We start from the raw sequence: 22,253 nt of genomic DNA on the forward strand, positions 1-22,253 counted from the left end.
GGTGTAGGCGCGGGCTTGTCCGCGCCTACAGGGCTGCCACTTCCTGGGCTACACCCAGGAAGGCGGCAGGCAGGCGCGCCTGGCGCCGTTCCTTCAAGCAATACAAGTACTCATGCATCACCGGCGCGTTCTCCAGCGCCAGCACCCGCAGCTCCGGGTTGTGCGGTACTTCATGGCGGGCAATGAGGCTGATGCCGATATTGCGCAGCACCGCTTCGCGAATCGACTCACGGCTGCCGATCTCCAGCATCGAGCCCACCTTGACGCCCGCCTCTGCCAGCATCTGCTCGGTCAGCTTGCGCGTGGTCGAACCCTGCTCGCGCACCAGCAGGCAATGCCCGGCCAGTGCCGACAGCGGCAGCGATTCGCGGCTGGCCAAAGGATGATTGCGGTGCACCGCGACCACCAGCGGATCGGTGCCCAGCACCCGACGCACCAGGCGGGTGTCTTCCAGCAATTGCGAGGAGGCGGCAAGGTCGACGCGGTAGTCTTCCAGCAACTCCAGCACCTGCTGGGAGTTGCCGATCTCCACCGAGACGTCGACCTGCGGCAGGCGCTCGCGAAAGATCTTCACCAGGTCGAGGATGTAGTACGGCGCGGTGGCAGCGATGCGCAAACTGCCCTGGGCCTGGCCGCTGTTGCGCAGGAAGAACTCGATGTCGGCCTCCTGCTGCAGCAGCGCCTTGACCATCGGCAGCAGCCGGGTGCCGTCGTCACTCAGGGTCAAGCGCCGGCCGCCGCGGTAGAACAGCTCCACCGCGTACTGGCTTTCCAGGTTGCGGATCTGGGTGGTGACCGTCGGTTGGCTGAGCCCGAGTTTCTTCGCCGCCAAAGTGATGCTGCCCAGGCGGGCAACCATGTAGAAGGCTTTCAACTCGGAACTCAACATACATCCTCGATTTACTTACGCAGCAGACGCAAACCGTTGAACACCACCAACAAGCTCACGCCCATGTCGGCGAACACCGCCATCCACATGGTTGCCATGCCGGCAAAGGTGATCGCCAGGAATATCGCCTTGATCCCCAACGCCAGCACAATGTTCTGGGTGAGGATCGCCGCACTGTGACGCGAGAGCCTGACGAAGGCGGGGATTTTGCGCAAGTCATCATCCATCAACGCCACGTCGGCGGTCTCGATGGCCGTGTCGGTACCGGCTGCCGCCATGGCAAAACCGATCTCGGCCCGCGCCAGTGCCGGGGCATCGTTGATACCATCGCCGACCATGCCAACCCGATGGCCCTGCGCATACAGGTCCTCGATGGTCTTGAGCTTGTCGGCGGGCAGCAGGTTGCCATGGGCCTGGTCGATCCCCACCTGGGCGGCGATGGCTTGGGCAGTGTGGGGATTGTCGCCGGTGAGCATGACAGTCTTGATACCCAGCTCATGCAACTCGGCTATGGCCTGGCGACTGCTTTCCTTGACCGTATCAGCCACCGCGAACAGGGCCAGCGGGCCGGACTTGCCGAGCAGCAGCACGACGGTCTTGCCCTGGCGTTCCAAGGCGTCGAGCTGTGCTTCGAGCTGCGGTGAACACAGGCCCAGCTCTTCGACCAGACGATGGTTGCCCAGGTGATACAACTTGCCGTCGATTTCCCCGCGCACGCCTCGGCCGGCCAGGGCTTCAAAAGCGCTCACTTCACTGAAGGCCAGTTGCTGCTCGCCAGCGAACACCGCAATGGCGCGCGATACCGGGTGATCGGAGCGCTCGGCAAGGCTTGCCGCCAGTGCCTGGGCGCGGCCTTCGAACAGCGGGTCAAGCACCATATGGTCGGTTTGCACTGGCTTGCCATGGGTGATGGTGCCGGTCTTGTCCAGGGCCAGGAAGTCGAGCTTGCGCCCGCCTTCCAGGTACACCCCGCCCTTGACCAGGATGCCCTTGCGCGCCGCTGCGGCCAGGCCGCTGACGATGGTCACCGGGGTCGAAATCACCAGGGCGCACGGGCATGCCACCACCAGCAACACCAGGGCACGGTAGATCCAGTCGAACCAGGCACCGGCCATGAACAGTGGCGGAATCACAGCCACTGCCAGGGCAAACGCAAACACTGCCGGGGTGTAGATGCGCGAGAACTGATCGACGAAGCGCTGGGTCGGCGCCCGCGCGCCCTGGGCTTCTTCCACCGCCTTGATGATCCGCGCCAGGGTCGATTGCCCTGCCGCTGCCGTCACCCGGTACTCCAGGGCGCCGGCCTGGTTGATAGTGCCGGCAAACACCTTGTCGCCCGGGCCCTTCTCCACCGGCAGGCTCTCGCCGGTGATGGGTGCCTGGTCGATGCTCGACTGGCCGCTGACCACCTCGCCATCCAGGCCGATTCGCTCACCAGGGCGCACTCGCACCAGGGTACCGAGGGCGACCTGCTTGACCTCCAGCTCACGCCACTGGCCGTCGGCCTGCTGTACGGTGGCCATGTCCGGGGTCAACTGCATCAGGCCGCCGATGGCATTGCGCGCGCGGTCCAGCGAGCGCGCCTCGATCAACTCGGCGAGGGTGAAGAGCACCATCACCATGGCCGCTTCCGGCCACTGGCCGATCAGCACGGCGCCGGTCACGGCGATGCTCATCAGCGCGTTGATGTTGAGGTTGCGGTTCTTCAGGGCGATCCAGCCCTTTTTGTAGGTGCTCAGGCCACAGCTCAGAATCGCCACCAGGGCGAGCACCGCCACCACCCAGTCGGGTGCCACCTCGGCAAAGTGAACGCCCTCGGCGGCCAGCGCGGCAACGCCCGCCAAGGCCAGCGGCCACCAGTGCTTTTTAGCCGGTGCGGGTGCGGCGGCAGGTTCTTCGCTGCTTTCGACCAGGGGCTCGGCCTGCATGCCCAGCGAGGCAACGGCCTGCTCGATTTCCCGGGTGTCGGCATGGGTATGGCGCACCCCGAGGATACGATTGATCAGGTTGAATTCCAGCTGTTCGACGCCTGCCAGCTTGCCCAGTTTGTTCTGGATCAGGGTCTGCTCGGTCGGGCAATCCATTGCCTCGATGCGAAAGCGGCTCAGGCGCGCGTCGCTGCTGGCCGCCTCGCTCAACTGCACCAGGGCGGGTGCGGCGTCGTGGGAGCAGCAACTGTGGGCGTGCTTGGCGTGGTCATGGGGCGCTTTGGGGCTGACAGGCTGGTTCATGAGTTCATCCTTAAATGTCCTGTTGCCAAGTGAACACCCTGTAGCCACTATAGGGTCAAGCCACCTGTCGAGGTATTTGCAGATGAAGATCGGAGAACTGGCCAAGGCCACCGATTGCGCCGTGGAAACCATTCGCTACTACGAGCGGGAGAACCTGCTGCCGGAACCGGCACGCAGCGAGGGCAACTACCGGATGTACACCCAGGCCCATGTGGAGCGCCTGACCTTCATCCGCAACTGCCGCACCCTGGACATGACTCTGGAGGAAATCCGCAGCCTGCTGCGCCTGCGCGACAGCCCGGAGGATCAATGCGAAAGTGTGAATGCGCTGATCGACGAGCATATCCAGCACGTCAAGGCGCGAATCGATGGGTTGCAGGCCTTGCAGGCGCAACTGCTGGAACTGCGCCAGCACTGTCATCCCAAGGAGGTACAGTGCTCGATCCTGCAGCATCTGGAGGTCAATGGCGCGGTGACTGCTCCGGAAGCGGAGCATTCCCACGTAGGTCGCAGCCACGGCCATTGATTGGAAAGCGGGATGGCGACTGCTGTGCAGTCGATCACAGCCTCGTTCCTCGCCAGCGGCTACAGGCCAACCCCGTGTAGCCGCTGGCGACAGCCTGCGATCGGCCGCGCAGCGGTCGTGATTATCGTATTCAGACCGCCATCGGCGCCGTCATTGGCGCGTGGTGCTCGTAGCCTTCGAGGCTGAAGTCACTCGGCTCGATCTTCTCCAGCCACTCCGGCTCGTACTTGCCGGTCTTGGCGAACTCAGGCACTCGATCACTGATCACCAGTTTCGGCGCGGCCAGCGGCTCTCGCTTGAGCTGCTCGTTGAGCATGTCCAGGTGGTTTTCGTACACGTGCGCATCACCGATGAAGTAGGTGAACCAGCGCGGCGTGTAGCCAGTCAGGCGACCTACCAGCGACAGCAGCGCCGCGCCCTCGGTGAGGTTGAACGGCGTGCCCAGGCCCAGGTCGTTGGAGCGGATATAGAGGGTCAGGGAAATTTCCCGGGTCTCTACATTGGGGTGGAACTGGTACAGCAGGTGGCACGGTGGCAGGGCCATTTCGTCGAGCTGGGCGCAGTTCCAGCCGTGGAACAGGATGCGGCGGCTGCCCGGGTCGTTGATGATGGTGTCGACGCACTGGCGAATTTGGTCGATGGCCTTGTACAGCACCACGAAGGCTTCGCCGTCTTCTTCGGCCTGGGCAATCTGCTGGAAGCCCTGGCTCTGGGCCAGTTCGATCGCAGCCGGGTTGCTCAGCGGGATGCGCTTGTAGGCCGGCCACTGGCGCCATTGCACGCCGTAGATCTCGCCAAGGTCGTCATGCCCCTGGCGGAACGGGTTGGCCAGCCACTGGGCGTTTTCGTTGGCGTTCTGGTCCCATACCTTGCAGCCCAGTTCGCGGAACTCGCCGGCATGCTTCACGCCGCGCAGGAAGCCGACCATCTCGCCGATGGCCGACTTGAACGCCAGCTTGCGGGTGGTGATGGCCGGGAAGCCTTTCTGCAGGTCGAAGCGCAGCATGGCGCCCGGCAGGCTGATGGTACGGACACCGGTACGGTTACCCTGCAGGGTGCCGTTTTCGATCACATCGCGGACCAGATCTAGATACTGTTTCATGGCTTACCTGTAGCAAAGACGGCAGGGGATCACCCTGCCGTGGAAAATCAAACGGCGGCCTTGGCCGTGGGTTTGCGGTTGTAGGCCCACCAGATCAGGCCGATGCCACCGAGAATCATCGGCACGCAGAGCAACTGACCCATGGTCAACCAGCCGAAGGCGATGTAGCCCAGCTGGGCATCGGGAACCCGCACAAACTCGACGATGAAGCGGAAGATGCCGTAGAACAGCGCGAACATGCCGGATACGGCCATGGTCGGACGCGGTTTACGCGAGTACAGCCAAAGGATCAGGAATAATGCCACACCTTCCAGGGCGAACTGGTACAGCTGCGACGGGTGACGCGGCAGTTGGGCCGGATCGCTGAACGGCGGGAAGACCATGGCCCACGGCACATCGGTCGCCTTGCCCCACAATTCGGCGTTGATGAAGTTGCCGATACGCCCGGCGCCCAGGCCGATCGGCACCAGCGGCGCGACAAAATCCATCAGTTCGAAGAACGACTTGTTGTTGCGCTTGCCGAACCACAAGGCCGCCAACATCACGCCGATAAAGCCGCCGTGGAACGACATGCCGCCCTTCCATACCTCGAAGATCAGCGCCGGGTTGGCCAGGTACGCGTGCAGGTCATAGAACAGCACGTAGCCAAGCCGCCCGCCGACGATCACCCCCATCGACAGCCAGAACACCAGATCGGAGAGTTTCTCGCGGCTCCAGGTCGGGTCGAAGCGGTTGAGTCGGCGCGACGCCAGCAGCCAGGCGCCGCCAATGCCGATCAGGTACATCAGGCCGTACCAATGGATTTTCAGCGGACCCAGGGCAATGGCCACTGGATCGATCTGCGGGTAAGGCAGCATGGTGACTCCTCTCGTTAAAGCAAAAAGCTTAAGCCCACGCAAAACAGCAGCGCGGCGAACAGCCGTTTCAGCAGGCGTGGCGACAGCTTGTGCGCCAGTCGCGCGCCGAAGCGGGCAAAAAACATACTGGTCAGGGCAATCCCCAGCAGTGCGGGCAAATACACAAAGCCCAGGCTATGGTCGGGCAGGTGCGGGTCGTGCCAGCCCAACCAGATAAAGCTCAGGGCGCTGGCCACGGCAATCGGAAAACCGCAGGCCGAGGACGTCGCCACCGCTTGCTGCATGGGCAGGCTGCGCCAGGTCAGGAATGGCACGGTCAACGACCCGCCACCGATACCGAAGATCGCCGAGGCCCAGCCGATCACACCACCGGCCGCCGTCAGCCCGGGCTTGCCAGGAATGCCGCGACTGGCCTTGGGTTTGAGGTCCAGGGCCATCTGCGCGGCGATCACCAGGGCAAAGATGCCGATGATCTTTTGCAGCATCGGGCCCTGGATTGCCGATGCGGTCTTGGCGCCGATACCGGCGCCGACCAGGATACCCAGGGTCATCCAGACGAAAATCGGCCACTGCACTGCACCTTTGCGATGGTGCTCGCGAATGGCATTGACCGAGGTAAAGACAATGGTCGCCAGGGAAGTACCCACCGCCAAGTGAGTCAGCACCGAGGTATCGAAGCCCTGCAGGGTGAAACTGAACACCAGCACCGGCACGATGATGATGCCGCCGCCCACGCCGAACAGCCCGGCCAGCACGCCTGCACAGGCGCCCAGCAGCAGATAGAGCACGAATTCCATTGTCGCCCCCGTAAATTCAGTCCGGCATGGTAACGGAAGGTAGGCCTGTGGCTCTAGTGAAGACACATGAAGTCGATGGAACCGGCAGGACGCTATCGGTAGAGTGGGTAAAAAACACAGAGGCCCACCTATGTGCCTGATCGTTTTCGCCTGGCGGCCGGGGCATGCCCAGCCGCTGATCGTCGCGGCCAACCGCGATGAGTTCTACGCCCGCCCGAGCCGTGTGCTTGAGGCCTGGGACGATGCGCCAGGGGTCTATGCCGGGCGCGACCTGGAAGCGGGCGGCACCTGGCTGGGCGTGGGCCCGGCAGGTCGTTTCGCGGCGCTGACCAACATCCGCGACCCGCACCAGGCCCAGGGCGCCCGCTCACGGGGCGAACTGGTGGCGGCGTTTTTGCGCGGGAAGCTGGGGGTCGAGGCCTACCTGGACCAGGTGGCCAGCCACAGCCAGCACTATTCGGGGTTCAACCTGCTGGTGGCTGATGGCGGGCAGCTGGGGTATCTGAATGCCCGCGAAGCGGCGCCGCAACTACTGAGTGAGGGCGTGTACGGGCTCTCCAATGCTGGCCTGGATACACCGTGGCCAAAGCTGGTCAAGGCACGAACGAGCTTGCAGCAGCACCTGGCCGACCCTCAACCTGAAGCGCTACTGGACCTGCTGGGGGATAACCTGCAGGCGGCAGATGCAGAACTGCCGGAAACCGGGGTGGGGATGAGTACCGAGCGGTTGCTGTCGAGTGTGTTCATTGCCAGCCAGAACTACGGTACGCGGGCGAGTACTGTGCTGATTGTCGAGGCGGATGGTCGGCGGAGGATGGTCGAGCGCAGCTTCGGGCCGTTCGGGGGGCACTTGGGCGAGGTGGGTTTGCAGCTTTGACACAATCGCGGGGCAAGCCCGCTCCTACCGGTGTAGGAGCGGGCTTGCCCCGCGATGTCACAAGGTCTTCGACGACCCTGGATTGATCATCCGCGCCAGCCCCAGGTTCTTCAGGGCCAATTGGAGCGAGCTGTGGATAACTTGCGGGTTGTCGATACCCATGGCCTGGGCCAACAATTCCTGGGATTTGCTCAGGCTCACCTGACGCAGCATCCATTTCACCTTCGGCAGGTTGGTGGCGTTCATCGACAGGCTGTCAAAGCCCATGGCCATCAACAACACCGCCGCTGCCGGATCGCCGGCCATCTCGCCGCAGATACTCACCGGCTTGCCTTCGGCATGGGCATCACGCACCACGTTCTGCAGTGCCTGCAGGACTGCCGGGTGCAAGTAGTCATAGAGGTCGGCGACACGCGGGTTATTGCGGTCCACCGCCAACAGGTACTGGGTCAGGTCGTTGGAGCCGACCGACAGGAAGTCCACTTGGCGCGCCAGCTCGCGGGTCTGGTACACCGCTGCCGGGATCTCGATCATCACACCCACCGGCGGCATCGGCACGTCGGTGCCCTCGTCGCGCACTTCACCCCAGGCACGGTGGATCAGGTGCAGGGCTTCTTCGAGCTCGTGGATACCGGAAATCATCGGCAGCAGGATGCGCAGGTTGTTAAGGCCTTCACTGGCCTTGAGCATGGCGCGGGTCTGCACCAGGAAGATTTCCGGGTGGTCGAGGGTAACGCGGATACCGCGCCAGCCAAGGAAGGGGTTGTCTTCCTTGATCGGGAAATACGACAGCGCCTTGTCACCGCCGATGTCGAGGCTGCGCATGGTGACAGGCAACGGGTGAAAGGCCGCCAGTTGCTCGCGGTAGATCGCCAGCTGCTCCTTTTCGCTGGGGAAGCGCTGGTTGATCATGAACGGCACTTCGGTGCGGTACAGCCCTACCCCTTCGGCGCCACGCTGCTGGGCACGAGCCACGTCGGCGAGCAGGCCGGTGTTGACCCACAGCGGCATGCGGTGGCCATCGAGGGTGATGCACGGCAGTTCGCGCAGGGCATCGAGCCCCTGGGCCAGCTGGCGTTCTTCTTCGACCACTTCGGCATACTGCTTGCGCAGTACATCGCTGGGGTTGGTATAGACGTCGCCCTTGTAGCCATCGACGATCATGTCGATGCCATCGACCTTCGAGTACGGCAGGTCGACCAGGCCCATCACGGTGGGAATGCCCATGGCGCGGGCGAGGATTGCAACGTGGGAGTTGCCCGAGCCCAGTACCGACACCAGGCCCACCAGCTTGCCTTCCGGCACTTCGCCGAGCATGGCCGGGGTCAGCTCTTCGCTGATCAGAATGGTGTTGTCAGGGTAGACCAGCGTCTGATGCCTTGCCTCTTGCAGGTAGGCCAGCAGACGCCGGCCCAGATCCTTCACGTCGGAAGCCCTCTCGCGCAGGTAGGCATCGTCCATCAGTTCGAAGCGATTGACGTGCTCGGTCACGACCTGGCGCAGGGCACCCTGCGCCCACTGGCCGGTCTTGATCACCTGCGCCACTTCACCGCCCAGGGCCGCGTCATCGAGCATCATCAGGTAGACGTCGAACAGCGCGCGCTCTTCCGGGCGTAACTGGGTGGCCAGTTTGGCGGAGAGGTTGCGCATGTCTTCGCGCACCCCTTCCAGGGCGTTATTGAACAGCTGGAGTTCGGCGTCGATGTCATCGACGGTCTTGTCGGGCACCACGTCGAGATCGGCCGGCGGCAGCATGACCACCGCCTTGCCCACCGCCGCACCGGGCGAACCTGGCACACCGACGAACTTGGCTTCCTGGATACCCTTGCCCTGACGACCAAGGCCACGGATCGATCCCGTGGCCTCGGCATGGGCAATAACGCCGGCGAGCTGGGCGCTCATGGTCACCAGAAAGGCTTCTTCGCCCTCGTCGAACTGGCGACGTTCCTTTTGCTGGATAACCAGCACCCCCACCACACGCCGGTGGTGGATGATCGGCGCACCAAGGAATGAAGCGAAGCGTTCTTCACCCGTTTCGGCAAAGTAGCGATAACGCGGGTGGTCGGCGGCGTGTTCCAGGTTCAGTGGCTCTTCGCGGGTGCCGACCAGGCCGACCAGGCCCTCGTTGGGTGCCATGCTGACCTTGCCGATCGAGCGCTTGTTCAAGCCCTCGGTGGCCATCAGCACGAAACGGTTGGATTCCGGATCAAGCAGATAGACGGAGCAGACCTGACTGCCCATGGCCTCTTTTACGCGCAACACAATGATCCCCAACGCCGTCTTGAGATCCTTGGCGGAGTTAACTTCCTGGACGATCTTGCGCAGCGTATTGAGCATGGCTCGGGGTCGAACTCCGTCGTCAGTCGCGCGCCAGCAGGCGCGGGGCAAGCTCTTTGAGAGCGCGGCGGTAAACCTCGCGCTTGAATGTCACCACCTGGCCCAGCGGATACCAATAACTGACCCAACGCCAGCCATCGAACTCCGGTTTCCCGGTCAGATCCATCCGCACCCGCTGCTCGTTGGAGACCAGGCGCAGGAGAAACCACTTTTGCTTCTGGCCGATGCACAGCGGTTGGCTATGGGTACGGACCAGACGTTGGGGTAAACGATAACGCAACCAGCCGCGGGTGCAGGCAAGAATTTCAACATCATCCCGCTCAAGCCCCACTTCTTCGTTCAGCTCGCGGTACAGGGCATCTTCCGGCGTTTCTTCAGGATTGATCCCACCCTGGGGAAACTGCCAGGCATCCTGGTTGATCCGTCGAGCCCATAGCACCTGCCCAAGATCATTCGTCAGAATGATCCCGACATTGGGGCGAAAACCATCGGGGTCGATCACGGCAGCAACCTCGCAAACGCATGTCACGGCATTGTTCCACAAAGGCCACAAGGCCAGCAACGCGCCTGTTTACCTTATGTGCATCGTTGTGAAAAGTCCGTATTCTGTGGGCCTTTTCAGATGTTATGCGAGTGACTTCAATGCGCCTGGCTTTATTCGATCTGGACAATACCCTCCTTGGCGGCGACAGCGATCACGCCTGGGGGGACTACCTCTGCGCCCGCGGGATTCTCGACCCGGTGGAGTACCAGAACCGCAACGATGCCTTCTACCAGGACTACCTGGCTGGCAAGCTGGACCTGGATGCCTACCTGAACTTCAGCCTGGAGATCCTGGCCGCGACTGACATGGCGCAACTCGACGAATGGCATCGTGACTTCATGCGGGACTGCGTCGAGCCGATCGTTCAGCCCAAGGCACTGGCGCTATTGAAGAAGCACCGCGACGCTGGCGACAAGCTGGTGATCATCACCGCCACCAACCGCTTCATTACCGGCCCGATTGCCAAGCGCCTGGACGTCGAGACCCTGCTGGCCACCGAATGCGAGATGGTTGATGGTCGCTACACCGGACGTAGCACAGATGTACCGTGCTTCCGTGAAGGCAAGGTGACGCGCCTGAACCGCTGGTTGGAAGAGAACGGCCATAACCTGGACGGCAGCTACTTCTATAGCGATTCGATGAACGACCTGCCGCTACTGGAGCAAGTGGCCAACCCGGTGGCGGTCGATCCTGATCCGAACCTGCGTGCCGAGGCCGAGAAGCGCGGCTGGCCGGTGATCAGCCTGCGCGATTGAGGTGAAGGTGATCGCGGGGCAAGCCCGCTCCCACACTGTAGGAGCGGGCTTGCCCCGCGATGCATTGGTCAGACCGGCTTAGCGCCCATCAACCCCGCAATGGCGATAAAACACACCCCACTGAACACCGCCAGCGCCAGGGTGAACTTCGGGCTACCCGCTCCCGGCTCGGTGCGTAGGCGATTGACCCGCGCCAGCAGCCAGAACCAGCTGAACGCACCCAAGGTGTAGATCACGCTGGAGCCCAGCACCCAGGTCTGGCCCAGCGGCCAGCCAATCAGGTGTACCAGCCACCAGCCGGTGAACGGCATGCTCACCAGGCTGATGCCCATCAACAACCAGACGAACACCAGCGGACGCTGCATCAAGCGGGTGGGGGCGGTGGCGTCGCCTTTGCGACGCGCCAGCCACGTCCAGATCGCCAGGCCCAGGGCACTGCCGAGCAGCACCACGGTGGCCAACACGTGCAGGGCTTTGAGAGTGGTCAGGTGTTCCATGTCATTTGCTTCCTTTTAGGCTGAACTGAGCTTAGCTGCTCAGCCCAGGAACAGCCGGTACGCCGGGTTATCGGTTTCATCCCAGTACGGATAGCCGATCTTGGCCAGCGCCGCCGGCACCAGGTGGCGCTCATCATCCGGAACCTGCAGGCCGGCTACCACGCGACCATCGGCCGCACCGTGGTTGCGGTAGTGGAACATCGAAATGTTCCAGCGACCGCCCAGCTTGTTGAGGAAGTTGAACAATGCCCCCGGACGCTCCGGGAATTCAAAGCGCAGCACCAGTTCGTCACTGACCCGCGCCGCATGACCGCCGACCATGTGGCGGATGTGCAACTTGGCCAGTTCGTTGTCGGTCAGGTCGAGCACCGGAAAGCCCTGTTCGGTCAGGCTCTGGATCAGCGCACTGCGCGGATCGGTATCCGGGTGGGTCTGCACACCGACGAAAATGTGCGCCTCGCCATCGGCGTGGTAACGGTAGTTGAACTCGGTGATCTGGCGCTTGCCGATGGCTTCGCAGAACGCCTTGAAGCTGCCCGGCTGCTCGGGAATGGTGACCGCGATGATAGCTTCGCGGCCCTCGCCCAGCTCGGCCCGTTCGGCAACGTGGCGCAGGCGGTCGAAGTTGACGTTGGCACCCGAATCGATGGCCACCAGGGTCTGCCCGCCGACACCCTTGAGCTCGACGTACTTCTTGATCCCGGCGACGCCCAGCGCGCCAGCAGGTTCGGTGATTGAGCGGGTATCGTCGTAGATATCCTTGATTGCCGCGCAGATTTCATCGGTACTCACGGTCACAACCTCGTCGACATACTGCTTGCAGATGTCGAAGGTGTGCTGACCGATCTGCGCCACCGCCACGCCGTCGGCGAACAGCCCGACCTGGGGCAGCACCACCCGCTCACCGGCGGCCATGGCAGCCTGCAGGCAGTTGGAGTCATCCGGCTCGACGCCGATCACCTTGATCTCTGGGCGCAGGTATTTCACGTAGGCGGCAATGCCCGCAATCAGCCCGCCGCCGCCGACCGGTACAAAGATCGCATCCAACTGGCCCGGGTGCTGGCGCAAAATCTCCATGGCCACCGTGCCCTGCCCGGCAATGGTGTGCGGATCGTCGTAGGGGTGGATATAAACGAAGCCTTTTTCCTCGACCAGCTTGAGCGAATAAGCCAGCGCATCAGGGAAGGAGTCACCGTGCAGCACTACCTTGCCACCGCGCAAACGCACGCCTTCGACCTTGATCTCCGGAGTGGTCTTGGGCATCACGATGGTCGCCTTGATCCCCAACTCCCGCGCCGCCAGGGCCACGCCCTGGGCATGATTGCCCGCCGAGGCCGTGACTACGCCACGGGCCAGTTCTTCCGGGGTCAGCTGCGCCAGCTTGTTGTAGGCACCACGAATCTTGAAGGAAAACACCGGCTGCAAGTCTTCGCGCTTGAGCAGGATGTTGTTGCCCAGGCGCTTGCTCAGTTGGCCGGCTGTCTGCAACGGGGTTTCGACCGCAACGTCGTAAACGCGCGAGGTGAGGATCTTCTTGACGTACTGTTCGAGCATCGGGAAAGCATCACTGGGCGGTTGGGCGGGGGCTTGGAGTCTACCCCAGCGCCCCGTCGGGCGACCACAGCAAGTCTGCGGTTTTAGCCGCTATACTACGCGCCTTCACGATACTCCTCCCCGCTTCGGAGCCCGCATGACCCAGGACCAACTCAAACAGGCTGTCGCCCAGGCCGCTGTCGACTTCATTCTGCCCAAGCTCGACGACAAGAGCATCGTCGGCGTCGGCACCGGCTCGACCGCCAACTGTTTCATCGATGCCCTGGCCAAGCACAAGACCGCCTTCGACGGCGCGGTCGCCAGCTCCGAAGCCACCGCCGCGCGCCTGAAGGGCCACGGTATTCCGGTCTATGAACTGAACACCGTCAGCGACCTGGAGTTCTATGTCGACGGCGCCGACGAGAGCGACGAGCACCTGAACCTGATCAAGGGCGGCGGTGCAGCCCTGACCCGCGAGAAAATCGTTGCTGCCGTGGCCAAGACTTTCATCTGCATCGCCGACGCCAGCAAATTGGTGCCGGTGCTTGGCGCTTTCCCGCTGCCGGTCGAAGTCATCCCGATGGCCCGCAGCCATGTCGCGCGCCAGTTGGTCAAGCTAGGCGGCGACCCTGTTTATCGCGAGGGTGTAGTGACCGACAACGGCAACATCATCCTTGATGTGTACAACATGCAGATCACCAACCCGGTGGAGCTGGAACGCCAGATCAACGCCATCGTCGGCGTGGTCACCAACGGCCTGTTCGCGGCGCGGCCGGCGGACCTGCTGCTGTTGGGCACGGCTGAAGGTGTGAAAACGCTCAAAGCCTGAAGCATCGCGGGGCAAGCCCGCTCCCACATGTGGGAGCGGGCTTGCCCCGCGATACGGTCAGTCAGTCGGCTTCTTGAACACGTAGAACAGGTTCGGCTCACTGACCAGGTAGATGGTCCCGGCATCGTCCATGGCGATGCCTTCGGCCTGGGGCACGCTCTTCTCCAGTCCCTGGAAACCCTTGCGCAACGACAGGCTGCTCAGGGGCTTGCCGGTGGTATCGAGCTCCAGCACCAACTGCGACTCATCCGACAAGGCCAGCAAGTGGCCGCTGCGCTCGTCAAACTGCAAGCTCGACAGGTCACGCACGAACAATCGCGAATCACGCTTGCGGTCCTGCACTACGTGTACCGCATAGGGCTGCTCGGGGTTGTCATGGGGAAAACCATGCACTTCGTAGATCAGCATCGGGTCGCGCTCCTTGGCCACGAACAGGCGCTTGCCCTTCGAGTCATAGGCAAGCCCTTCAAAACCCTTGTTGCCGTTCAGGCCAATGCCCAGGCTCAGCTGTTCGGAGTCATTGGCATCGAGAAACAGCGTGGTGTCGTCAACCCGCACACGGATCAGGCGCTGCTCGCGCTCATCGGTAATCACATAGCTGCCGGGGCCTACATACTCCACCGCCTCGGGATCGCCGAAACCGGTCAACGGCACGCGCCGCAAGATACGCCCGTCCAGCGACAGCTCGATCAGCTCAGGCTGCTTGTTGGTAACGGTGAACAAGCTGTTGCGATCCGGGTCGAAGGTCAGCGCGGAAATGTCTTCATCCAGCCCGTCGATGGGCTTGGCCTGAAGGACCACGCGGTACTGATCAAGCCCCATGCTCTGCTCGGCCGGCTGCCACCAGCTCTTGAGGTTGAACCAACCTCGCTCATACAGACGGTAATGCTGCCCTGCTACTGCAAGCAGAAGCAGGGCGATCAGGCTGACAACCAGGGCAATCAGGGGCAGGCGGATGTAGCGGCGCATTCAGGGGGACTCGATGGGTGACAGCCTGAATCAAACCACATTCAACTGAAGCCAAACTTAAAAGCTGCGTAGGAATTGTCTCAATTCAAGGCTTTTTGAAACGATAGAACAGATCCGGCTCGCTGACGATGTACAGCGTGCCATGTTCATCCATCGCCACGCCTTCGGCACGTGGAATACGCTTGCTCAAGCCATTGAAGCCGCCGAGCAGGGTCATGAAACTGACTTGCTCGCCCTTCTCGTCCAGTTCCAGCAGCATGTTGGAGTCTGCCGACAGCACCAGCAGGTGGCCGGTGCGCGGGTCTACACCCAGCGCCGAGAGGTTGCGCAGGTCCAGTTCGTCGCTTGGCAGCGATTGCTTGTCGCCCGCCAGCGGGCTCTTGCCATCGCTGGCCCAGGTGAACAGCGCCGGCGGACGTTCTTCGCCAAGGATAATGCGTTGCTGCGCCGGGTCCCAGGCTACCGCCTCGAAGGCCTTGTTCTGATTCTTTGAAGGACCGAGGTCATATTGCGGGAAGTCGGCGATGTTCAGCGACTGGGTGTCGGCGCCGAGGGTCACGATGGTCAATTTGTGATCACGCTCATCGACAATCGCCAGGCGACCCCCTTCGAGCACCGCCACACCTTCAGGGTTGCTCCACCCCACCAGCGGCATCTTGCGCAATACATCGCCGTCAAGGTTCAGTTCGACCAGGAAGGGGTTCTTGCCCATCACCGCGAACAACGTCTTGCTCACCGGGTTATAAGTCAGGTCGGACGCTTCGTCGTCTTCCATGCCCGGCAACACTTTGGCATCGATATCGACCTGATAATCCGGCAGCCAGATGCTGGCTTGCTGCTCGACCGGGGTTTCAAACCCTTCCTTTATCCACAGCAGCCCGCGATCGTCCCAGTGCATGGCAATCGCCACCCCATAACCAATGATGGCCGCTGCGGCCACCCAGGTTGACCAACGCAAGGCGAGCCCGCGCTTACGCGCAGAAGGCACGGTTTTACTGGAAGGAACGGGAGTGGCCATGGGGATCGATGCTCTTGTTTTTTGCCAGTTAATAACACATTACCGGCACGTTCACAGAGCCGAATCCGCAAGCATTATCCGGATTGATTGTGAAAAAAATGACAAAAGCCGACAGAGCGCATGGCAGCCAGCATCACTGGCTGCCATGAGGGAGGGGTTACAGCACTTTGCTTTCGAAACGGCTCGCGCCGGGCAGTTCCAGCACCAGCTCGTCGCCCGGATTGAGCGGCCCGACGCCAACCGGCGTACCGGTCAGGATCACATCGCCAGCCTGCAGGGTGAACTGCGAGGCCATGTGCTGGATCATCGGCACGATCGGGTTGAGCATCAGGGCGCTGTTGCCGTCCTGGCGCACCTCACCGTTGATGGTCAGGCGAATGCCGATATCGGCCAGGTCTTCAAAGGTGCCGCCCGATACGAAGGGCGCCAGCACACACGCACCGTCGAAGCACTTGGCGCGCTCCCACGGCAGGCCCTTGGCCTTGAGCTCGGCCTGGAGGTCACGCAGGGTCAGGTCCAGGGCCGGGGCGAAGCCGGAAATAGCGTCGAGCACTTCTTCCTCGCTCGGCTCAGGTGACAGCGATTTGCCCAGCAATACGGCAATCTCTGCCTCGTAATGCACCGAGCCGCGCTCGGTGGGGATCTTGAAGCCGCCATCCATCGGCACTACACAGCTGCCCGGCTTGATGAACAGCAAAGGTTCAGTGGGGATAGGGTTGTCCAGTTCCTTGGCGTGCTCGGCATAGTTGCGCCCGATGCACACCACCTTGCCCAGGGGAAAGTGAATACGCGTGCCGTCTACATACTGGTGCTGATAGCTCATTACCGACTCCTGGCGCTATTGGAAGCTCTTGTGCTTGTAACTCACTCGACCGCGAAGATTTTGCCGGGATTCATGATCCCGTTGGGGTCGAACACCGCCTTCACGGCTTTCATGTATTCGATTTCAGCGGGCGACCGGCTGTAGGTCAGGTAATCCCGCTTGGTCATGCCCACTCCATGTTCGGCAGAGATCGAGCCGTTGTACTTCTGCACGATCTCGAACACCCACTTGTTCACCGTGGCGCACTTGGCGAAGAACTCGTCCTTGCTCAGAGCGTCGGGCTTGAGGATGTTCAGGTGCAGGTTGCCGTCACCGATATGGCCGTACCAAACTACCTCGAAGTCCGGATAGTTCTGTTCGACGATCGCATCGATATCCCGGAGAAATGCCGGCACTTTCGAGACAGTCACCGAAATATCATTCTTGTACGGCGTCCAGTGCGAGATGGTTTCGGAGATGTACTCACGCAACTTCCAGAGGTTCTGCAACTGCTGCTCGCTCTGGCTCATCACCCCATCCAGCACCCAGCCTTGCTCCACGCAATGCTCGAACGTGGCGAGGGCGTCGTTGGCCACCGCTTCATTGCTGGCTTCGAACTCCAGCAGGGCATAGAACGGGCACGGCGTGTCGAAAGGCGCAGGCACATCGCCGCGACCCATGATCTTGGCCAGGGCCTTGTCGGAGAAGAATTCGAAGGCGGTGAGGTCGAGCTTGTCGCGAAAGGCGTGCAGCACCGGCATGATCGAGTCGAAATCAGGCGTGCCCAGCACCATCGCGGTGAGATTGTTTGGCGCACGGTCCAGGCGCATGGTCGCCTCGACCACAAAGCCCAGGGTGCCCTCGGCGCCGATGAACAGCTGACGCAGGTCGTAGCCGGTGGCGTTCTTGATCAGGTCCTTGTTCAGCTCAAGCAGTTCGCCCTTGCCGGTGACCACTTTCAGGCCGGCGACCCAGTTGCGGGTCATGCCGTAGCGAATAACCTTGATACCGCCGGCATTGGTGCCGATATTGCCGCCAATCTGACTGGAACCTGCAGAGGCGAAGTCCACCGGGTAGTACAAGCCCTTGTCTTCGGCAAAGTTCTGCAACTGTTCGGTGACCACGCCGGGCTGGCAGACCACGGTGCGGTCGAATTCATCGAACGCCAGGATCTGGTTCATGTAATCGAACGACACGACTACTTCGCCATTGGCAGCCACCGCCGCCGCAGAAAGCCCGGTGCGGCCGCCCGACGGCACCAGGGCAACCTTGTGCTGGTTGGCCCAGCGGACGATGGCCTGGACCTGTTCGGTGCTCTTGGGAAATACGATAGCCCGCGGCGCCGGGGCGAAATGCTTGGTCCAATCCTTGCCATACGCTTCGAGAGAAGCCGCATCAGTCAGCATCTTGCCGGGCTCAACCAGGGTCATCAGCTCATCAAGCAACGCAGAATCGGTCATCGACAGAACTCTCGAACTATTCATAGTCACCCTGAGCACTCTTCACGTGCCAGGGATGGGCGTATCGGGGGGTACTCATGCTAGCATACGCCCCCCGCTGATCGTGCTTTGAGGCCGATACTGCGAGCGCTTCACTTCCCTGCCATTTTTCTCCGGGACACAGGTTTACGCAGATGAGCAAGACTTCTCTCGATAAGAGCAAGATCAAGTTCCTTCTTCTCGAAGGCGTCCACCAATCCGCCGTGGACGTCCTCAAGGCCGCCGGGTACAGCAACATCGAGTACCTCACTGGCTCCCTGCCAGACGCCGATCTGAAGGAAAAGATCGCTGATGCCCATTTCATCGGCATCCGCTCACGCACTCAACTGACCGAAGAGGTTTTCGACTGCGCCAAGAAACTGGTCGCTGTCGGCTGTTTCTGCATCGGTACCAACCAGGTCGACCTGGCAGCCGCTCGCGAGCGCGGTATCGCGGTGTTCAACGCACCTTACTCCAACACCCGTTCGGTCGCCGAGCTGGTGCTGGCCGAAGCGATCCTGCTGCTGCGCGGCATCCCTGAGAAAAACGCCTCCTGCCACCGCGGCGGCTGGATCAAGAGCGCAGCCAACTCCTTCGAGATCCGTGGCAAGAAGCTGGGCATCGTCGGCTACGGCTCGATCGGTACCCAACTGTCGGTCCTGGCCGAAGGCCTGGGCATGCAGGTGTACTTCTACGACACCATCACCAAGCTGCCGCTGGGCAATGCCACTCAGGTAGGCAACCTGCACGAGCTGCTGGCGATGTCCGACATCGTTTCGCTGCACGTACCGGAAACCGCCGCCACCCAGTGGATGATGGGCGAGAAGGAAATCCGTGCCATCAAGAAAGGCGGCATCCTGATCAACGCTGCTCGTGGCACCGTGGTCGAGCTCGATCACCTGGCCGCCGCGATCAAGGACAAGCACCTGATCGGCGCTGCCATCGACGTATTCCCGGTGGAGCCACGCTCCAACGACGAAGAGTTCGAAAGCCCGCTGCGTGGCCTGGACAACGTGATCCTGACTCCGCACATCGGTGGTTCCACCGCCGAGGCCCAGGCCAATATCGGCCTGGAAGTGGCCGAGAAGCTGGTCAAGTACAGCGACAACGGTACATCGGTTTCGTCGGTCAACTTCCCTGAAGTGGCCCTGCCGGCGCACCCAGGCAAGCACCGCCTGCTGCACATTCACGAAAACATTCCGGGTGTACTCAGCGAGATCAACAAAGTCTTCGCCGAAAACGGTATCAACATCTCCGGTCAGTTCCTGCAGACCAACGAGAAAGTCGGTTACGTGGTCATCGACGTTGACGCCGAGTACTCGGATCTGGCGCAAGAAAAACTGCAACAGGTCAAGGGCACCATTCGTTCCCGCGTACTGTTCTAAGTTATTCAGGCGACAAAAATCGCGGGGCAATCCCGCTCCTACGTAGTGTAGGAGCGGGATTGCCCCGCGATCGTTTCAGCCGCTTACTTCACAGTGACGGTAATCTTCTTCGATTCGACACTTGGCTTGAAGGGCACGTGGAACTTGTCGCCCAGTACCAGTTGCAGGGTGTGCTTGCCTGGGGTCAGGGTCAGCTCCACTTCAGTCTGTGCCTTGCCAAAGTGCAGCACTTGCGGGCCAGCTGGCAGAGGTGCCTTGTTCTCCGGCAGCAGGCTGGTCGGCAGTACCTGGTCGCTAGCCGGTTCCTTGTCGACGTCTACCAGCAGGTGGTGGTGGCCGGTATGCGGTGTCTGGTCACCCGCTGGCTTGAGCGCCATGCCCTCGATGCCGAACTTGACGGTGAAGGTCTTGTCGACCGTCGCGCCATCGGCTGGGGAGACGATGAAGACCTTGGCGTCTTTCGGCGGCTCCTGGCTCTTCAGGCCTTCGGCGGCGGCAAATACCGAGACTCCCATCAGCAGGCCGGCAACGGCAGCACGCGAAACTAGGCTTTTCATTCACTTCTCCTGTGATTTACTTCAATACCGTTGCCACTGAATCGAATGGCAACGACCTGTAACCATAGAACAAATGAATCAAAATATGTTCGGGAACACCGCAGGAAAATATTTCTCCTGGTATCTAACATCCAGGACAGGATGCGGTCCTAAGTTGCGCGCGACCGTGGCATCATCACAAAGCTGCGGCGACTGTCATTTTTACTGCCAAAAGGATTAAGGGGCTTATGCGTTTGACCATCGGGGTACTACTTGCCACCCTGCTCAGCCCATGGGCACATGCAGAACTGATCGACGACATCAATGACCGCGGCGAACTTCGCATTGCCGTCGAAGCCAACATGGCGCCGTTCAACTTCAAGAAAGACGAGAAACTGGCCGGTTTCGAGATCGAACTGGGACAACTGCTGGCGAATGAACTCGATGTTCGCGCCGAGTTCGTCGTCACCGATCGGGACGACTTGCTGCCAGGCGTCGAAAGCGGCAAGTACGACATCGCCCTGAACCATGTCGCCATTACCCCGGAACTCAAGGAGCGCCTGGACTTCAGTGAGCCCTACGGTTATTCCAGTGCCCAGTTGATCGTGCGCAAGGAAGAAAAGCGCCCCCCGAGCACCCTCGATGCTCTCAAGGGACATAGCCTGGGCGTGGTCCAGGGCAGCCAGTTCGCCGAACAGGCGCGCGGCGTCGAAGGCGTTGACCTGCGCAGCTACCCGGATGCGACCCAACCGATCAAGGACGTGGCCAACGAGCAGATCGACGCGGCCATCAGCGACCGACTGCTGGTGCCCTTCGCCATTCGTGACAGCGAGCAGCCCGTGACCAAAGGCGCCACTGTGGGGCCTATCCTGAGCCTGGCAATTCCGTTCCAGAAAGGTAACCCGGCCTTCCAGAGCGCCGTGGACAACGCCCTGCAACGGATAAAGGCCGATGGCCGACTGAGCGAACTGTCGCAGAAATGGTTCGGGATGGATACCAGCAAGCCGCCGAAGTGAATTCAAGAACATCGCGGGGCAAGCCCGCTCCTGCCATCGTAGGAGCAGGCTTGCCCCACGAAAGCATTACAGCCGCCCCAACGCCAACGCGGCCGCCTCAAGCTCCAACTCACTGAACACCAGCACCCCTTCGCGGCGCAGCAATGCGGTCGTGACGCCTTCCCCCGCCACCTTGGTGCCGCTGAACGTACCGTCGTAGGTCAATTGGTTGCCACACGACGGGCTGCCCGCCTTGAGCACCGCAATCCGAATGCCGTGCTTGCGCACCAGCGCCAGCGCCATCTGCGCGCCGGCCACAAACTGCGCCGTGACATCCTCGCCCCTAACCGTGATGACCCGCGCATCACCCTCCAGCACAGCCGCCCCCTGGCCACCGGGAATTTCTGCAGGTGGGCGGGGCGTCGTCAAGCCGCCCGCCACTTCCGGGCACAACGGCACGATCCGGCCTTCGCCCTGCCATTGCTGCAACAGATCGGGATGACCACTGGAGCGCCCGTCATAGCGCACGGGCTGGCCGAGCAGGCAGGCGCTGACCAGCACCTTGTGCTGCGGCCTAGAAGGGTTCGTTGCCACGACGACGGAACCAGCCGGTCAGCGACAGGCGCTCGCGCTGTGCCGGCAGCACTTCATGGGGGATATCGCCCGACAGAAACACCACCAGGCAGCCGCCAATGGGCTGTACGTCATGCTCCACGTCGCCCTTGAGGGTCATGCGCAGTTGCCCGCCGTCCTCCGGCAGCCACTCGGGGTTGAGGTAAATCACCGCCGAGACCATGCGCCGGTCGTCGTCGCGAAAACGATCGAGGTGCTTGCGGTAGAACGCCCCTGGTGGGTACAGGGCGAAGTGGCACTCGAAGTCTTCCAACCCCAGGAACAGGCCGCGGTTGAGTGCTTCGCGCAGGCTGTCCATCAGGTTCAGGTACTGGTCGCAGGACTCGGCCTGGCCGGGTTCGAGCCACTGGATGTGGTCACCGCGAATACCCTCGCGCACCTCCTGGGAGGGCCCGCGGCCTACCGCCGCCGGCGCCAGCTCACCTTCGGCCGCACGTTTGCGGCATTCAGCCGCCAGCGCCAGGGTCAAGGGCCCTGGCAGGAAGAAGTTCTGCTGCGACCAGCCACAGGTGGCCAGGTCGTCGACAATGCGCAACAGCAGCGGGTGATCAGAAGGTAAGTGCATGGCGCGCATAGTATCGATGTGCTGCGCAATCCGACAGCGCCACTTGGCTGAGAGTGTGCAATGGCGTCTCGACAAAGCCCGGCAAGGCCAAGACAATA

The 22,253-nt window shown here is 61.9% G+C and carries 22 protein-coding genes; 6 read left to right on the forward strand and 16 right to left on the reverse strand.

The features are described from left to right. Positions 1-25 precede the first annotated feature (25 nt). Positions 26-889: a LysR family transcriptional regulator gene (locus tag ABVN19_RS21520; protein WP_028943870.1), complete on the reverse strand. Its 864-nt coding sequence runs from the start codon at positions 887-889 to the stop codon at positions 26-28. Positions 890-900: 11 nt separating this feature from the next. Next, positions 901-3,120: a heavy metal translocating P-type ATPase gene (locus ABVN19_RS21525; RefSeq protein ID WP_105641856.1), complete on the reverse strand. Its 2,220-nt coding sequence runs from the start codon at positions 3,118-3,120 to the stop codon at positions 901-903. An 82-nt stretch (positions 3,121-3,202) separates the two neighbouring features. Here ABVN19_RS21525 and cadR point away from each other — a divergent pair, with 82 nt between their 5' ends. Further along, positions 3,203-3,646 carry a Cd(II)/Pb(II)-responsive transcriptional regulator gene (gene cadR, locus ABVN19_RS21530; protein ID WP_028943868.1) on the forward strand — a complete coding sequence of 148 codons (444 nt, stop codon included), beginning with the start codon at positions 3,203-3,205 and terminating at the stop codon, positions 3,644-3,646. 130 nt (positions 3,647-3,776) lie between these two features. Here cadR and ABVN19_RS21535 read toward each other — a convergent pair whose 3' ends face one another. Genes ABVN19_RS21535 through ABVN19_RS21545 form a run of 3 tightly spaced genes read right to left on the reverse strand, consistent with a single transcriptional unit; the run spans position 3,777 to position 6,402 of the window. Continuing rightward, positions 3,777-4,748: a thymidylate synthase gene (locus tag ABVN19_RS21535; protein ID WP_028943867.1), complete on the reverse strand. Its 972-nt coding sequence runs from the start codon at positions 4,746-4,748 to the stop codon at positions 3,777-3,779. Between the two features lie 47 nt (positions 4,749-4,795). After that, positions 4,796-5,605, reverse strand: a complete 810-nt coding sequence (lgt, locus tag ABVN19_RS21540) for a prolipoprotein diacylglyceryl transferase (RefSeq protein WP_028943866.1) — start codon at positions 5,603-5,605, stop codon at positions 4,796-4,798. A gap of 14 nt (positions 5,606-5,619) precedes the next feature. Beyond that, a complete protein-coding gene (locus tag ABVN19_RS21545; RefSeq protein ID WP_028943865.1) occupies positions 5,620-6,402 on the reverse strand; it encodes a sulfite exporter TauE/SafE family protein in 783 nt (260 codons plus the stop codon). Between the two features lie 130 nt (positions 6,403-6,532). Between ABVN19_RS21545 and ABVN19_RS21550 the strand changes: the two genes are divergently transcribed. After that, positions 6,533-7,279, forward strand: coding sequence for an NRDE family protein (locus ABVN19_RS21550; RefSeq protein WP_028943864.1), 747 nt, complete (start codon positions 6,533-6,535; stop codon positions 7,277-7,279). Positions 7,280-7,336: 57 nt separating this feature from the next. Here ABVN19_RS21550 and ptsP read toward each other — a convergent pair whose 3' ends face one another. Together ptsP and ABVN19_RS21560 are read right to left on the reverse strand one after the other, a co-directional pair. Then, a complete protein-coding gene (gene ptsP, locus ABVN19_RS21555; RefSeq protein WP_028943863.1) occupies positions 7,337-9,616 on the reverse strand; it encodes a phosphoenolpyruvate--protein phosphotransferase in 2,280 nt (759 codons plus the stop codon). A 22-nt stretch (positions 9,617-9,638) separates the two neighbouring features. Then, positions 9,639-10,118, reverse strand: coding sequence for an RNA pyrophosphohydrolase (locus tag ABVN19_RS21560; protein ID WP_010222140.1), 480 nt, complete (start codon positions 10,116-10,118; stop codon positions 9,639-9,641). Positions 10,119-10,258: 140 nt separating this feature from the next. Between ABVN19_RS21560 and ABVN19_RS21565 the strand changes: the two genes are divergently transcribed. Beyond that, the gene (locus ABVN19_RS21565; RefSeq protein ID WP_028943862.1) at positions 10,259-10,915 is read left to right on the forward strand and encodes an HAD family hydrolase; all 657 of its coding nucleotides are present in this window, start codon (positions 10,259-10,261) and stop codon (positions 10,913-10,915) included. 68 nt (positions 10,916-10,983) lie between these two features. On the opposite strand, the gene ABVN19_RS21570 is transcribed toward ABVN19_RS21565, so the two are convergent. Both ABVN19_RS21570 and ilvA read right to left on the reverse strand, forming a co-directional pair. Continuing rightward, positions 10,984-11,412: a DUF2269 domain-containing protein gene (locus ABVN19_RS21570; protein WP_028943861.1), complete on the reverse strand. Its 429-nt coding sequence runs from the start codon at positions 11,410-11,412 to the stop codon at positions 10,984-10,986. 39 nt (positions 11,413-11,451) lie between these two features. Then, positions 11,452-12,966, reverse strand: a complete 1,515-nt coding sequence (ilvA, locus tag ABVN19_RS21575; RefSeq protein WP_105641855.1) for a threonine ammonia-lyase, biosynthetic — start codon at positions 12,964-12,966, stop codon at positions 11,452-11,454. Between the two features lie 136 nt (positions 12,967-13,102). Between ilvA and rpiA the strand changes: the two genes are divergently transcribed. Then, a complete protein-coding gene (gene rpiA, locus ABVN19_RS21580) occupies positions 13,103-13,774 on the forward strand; it encodes a ribose-5-phosphate isomerase RpiA (RefSeq protein WP_028943859.1) in 672 nt (223 codons plus the stop codon). A gap of 57 nt (positions 13,775-13,831) precedes the next feature. Here the strand turns inward: rpiA and ABVN19_RS21585 are convergent, their stop codons facing one another. From ABVN19_RS21585 to ABVN19_RS21600, 4 genes are all read right to left on the reverse strand, one after another. Further along, on the reverse strand, positions 13,832-14,743 hold the full coding sequence (locus ABVN19_RS21585; protein ID WP_028943858.1) for an SdiA-regulated domain-containing protein: 912 nt from the start codon (positions 14,741-14,743) through the stop codon (positions 13,832-13,834). A gap of 85 nt (positions 14,744-14,828) precedes the next feature. Beyond that, on the reverse strand, positions 14,829-15,761 hold the full coding sequence (locus ABVN19_RS21590; protein ID WP_105641854.1) for an SdiA-regulated domain-containing protein: 933 nt from the start codon (positions 15,759-15,761) through the stop codon (positions 14,829-14,831). A 157-nt stretch (positions 15,762-15,918) separates the two neighbouring features. Further along, a complete protein-coding gene (locus ABVN19_RS21595) occupies positions 15,919-16,584 on the reverse strand; it encodes a fumarylacetoacetate hydrolase family protein (RefSeq protein ID WP_028943856.1) in 666 nt (221 codons plus the stop codon). Between the two features lie 41 nt (positions 16,585-16,625). Beyond that, positions 16,626-18,023 (reverse strand): FAD-binding oxidoreductase, encoded by a 1,398-nt coding sequence (locus ABVN19_RS21600; RefSeq protein ID WP_028943855.1) that lies wholly within the window; start codon positions 18,021-18,023, stop codon positions 16,626-16,628. 173 nt (positions 18,024-18,196) lie between these two features. Here ABVN19_RS21600 and serA point away from each other — a divergent pair, with 173 nt between their 5' ends. Beyond that, positions 18,197-19,426, forward strand: coding sequence for a phosphoglycerate dehydrogenase (gene serA / locus ABVN19_RS21605; RefSeq protein WP_028943854.1), 1,230 nt, complete (start codon positions 18,197-18,199; stop codon positions 19,424-19,426). Between the two features lie 83 nt (positions 19,427-19,509). On the opposite strand, the gene ABVN19_RS21610 is transcribed toward serA, so the two are convergent. After that, on the reverse strand, positions 19,510-19,983 hold the full coding sequence (locus ABVN19_RS21610; protein WP_028943853.1) for a DUF4399 domain-containing protein: 474 nt from the start codon (positions 19,981-19,983) through the stop codon (positions 19,510-19,512). A 227-nt stretch (positions 19,984-20,210) separates the two neighbouring features. On the opposite strand from ABVN19_RS21610, the gene ABVN19_RS21615 reads away from it, so the two are divergent. Further along, positions 20,211-20,978, forward strand: coding sequence for a transporter substrate-binding domain-containing protein (locus ABVN19_RS21615; protein ID WP_105641853.1), 768 nt, complete (start codon positions 20,211-20,213; stop codon positions 20,976-20,978). 66 nt (positions 20,979-21,044) lie between these two features. On the opposite strand, the gene ABVN19_RS21620 is transcribed toward ABVN19_RS21615, so the two are convergent. Then, positions 21,045-21,551 (reverse strand): DUF523 domain-containing protein, encoded by a 507-nt coding sequence (locus tag ABVN19_RS21620; RefSeq protein ID WP_105641852.1) that lies wholly within the window; start codon positions 21,549-21,551, stop codon positions 21,045-21,047. Continuing rightward, on the reverse strand, positions 21,532-22,164 hold the full coding sequence (locus tag ABVN19_RS21625; protein WP_105641851.1) for a 2OG-Fe(II) oxygenase: 633 nt from the start codon (positions 22,162-22,164) through the stop codon (positions 21,532-21,534). The genes ABVN19_RS21620 and ABVN19_RS21625 overlap by 20 nt, the downstream gene beginning before the upstream one ends. Positions 22,165-22,253: the final 89 nt, after the last annotated feature.

Origin of the sequence: Pseudomonas vranovensis (genome assembly GCF_040438935.1) — a bacterium.
Taxonomy (GTDB): domain Bacteria; phylum Pseudomonadota; class Gammaproteobacteria; order Pseudomonadales; family Pseudomonadaceae; genus Aquipseudomonas; species Aquipseudomonas vranovensis.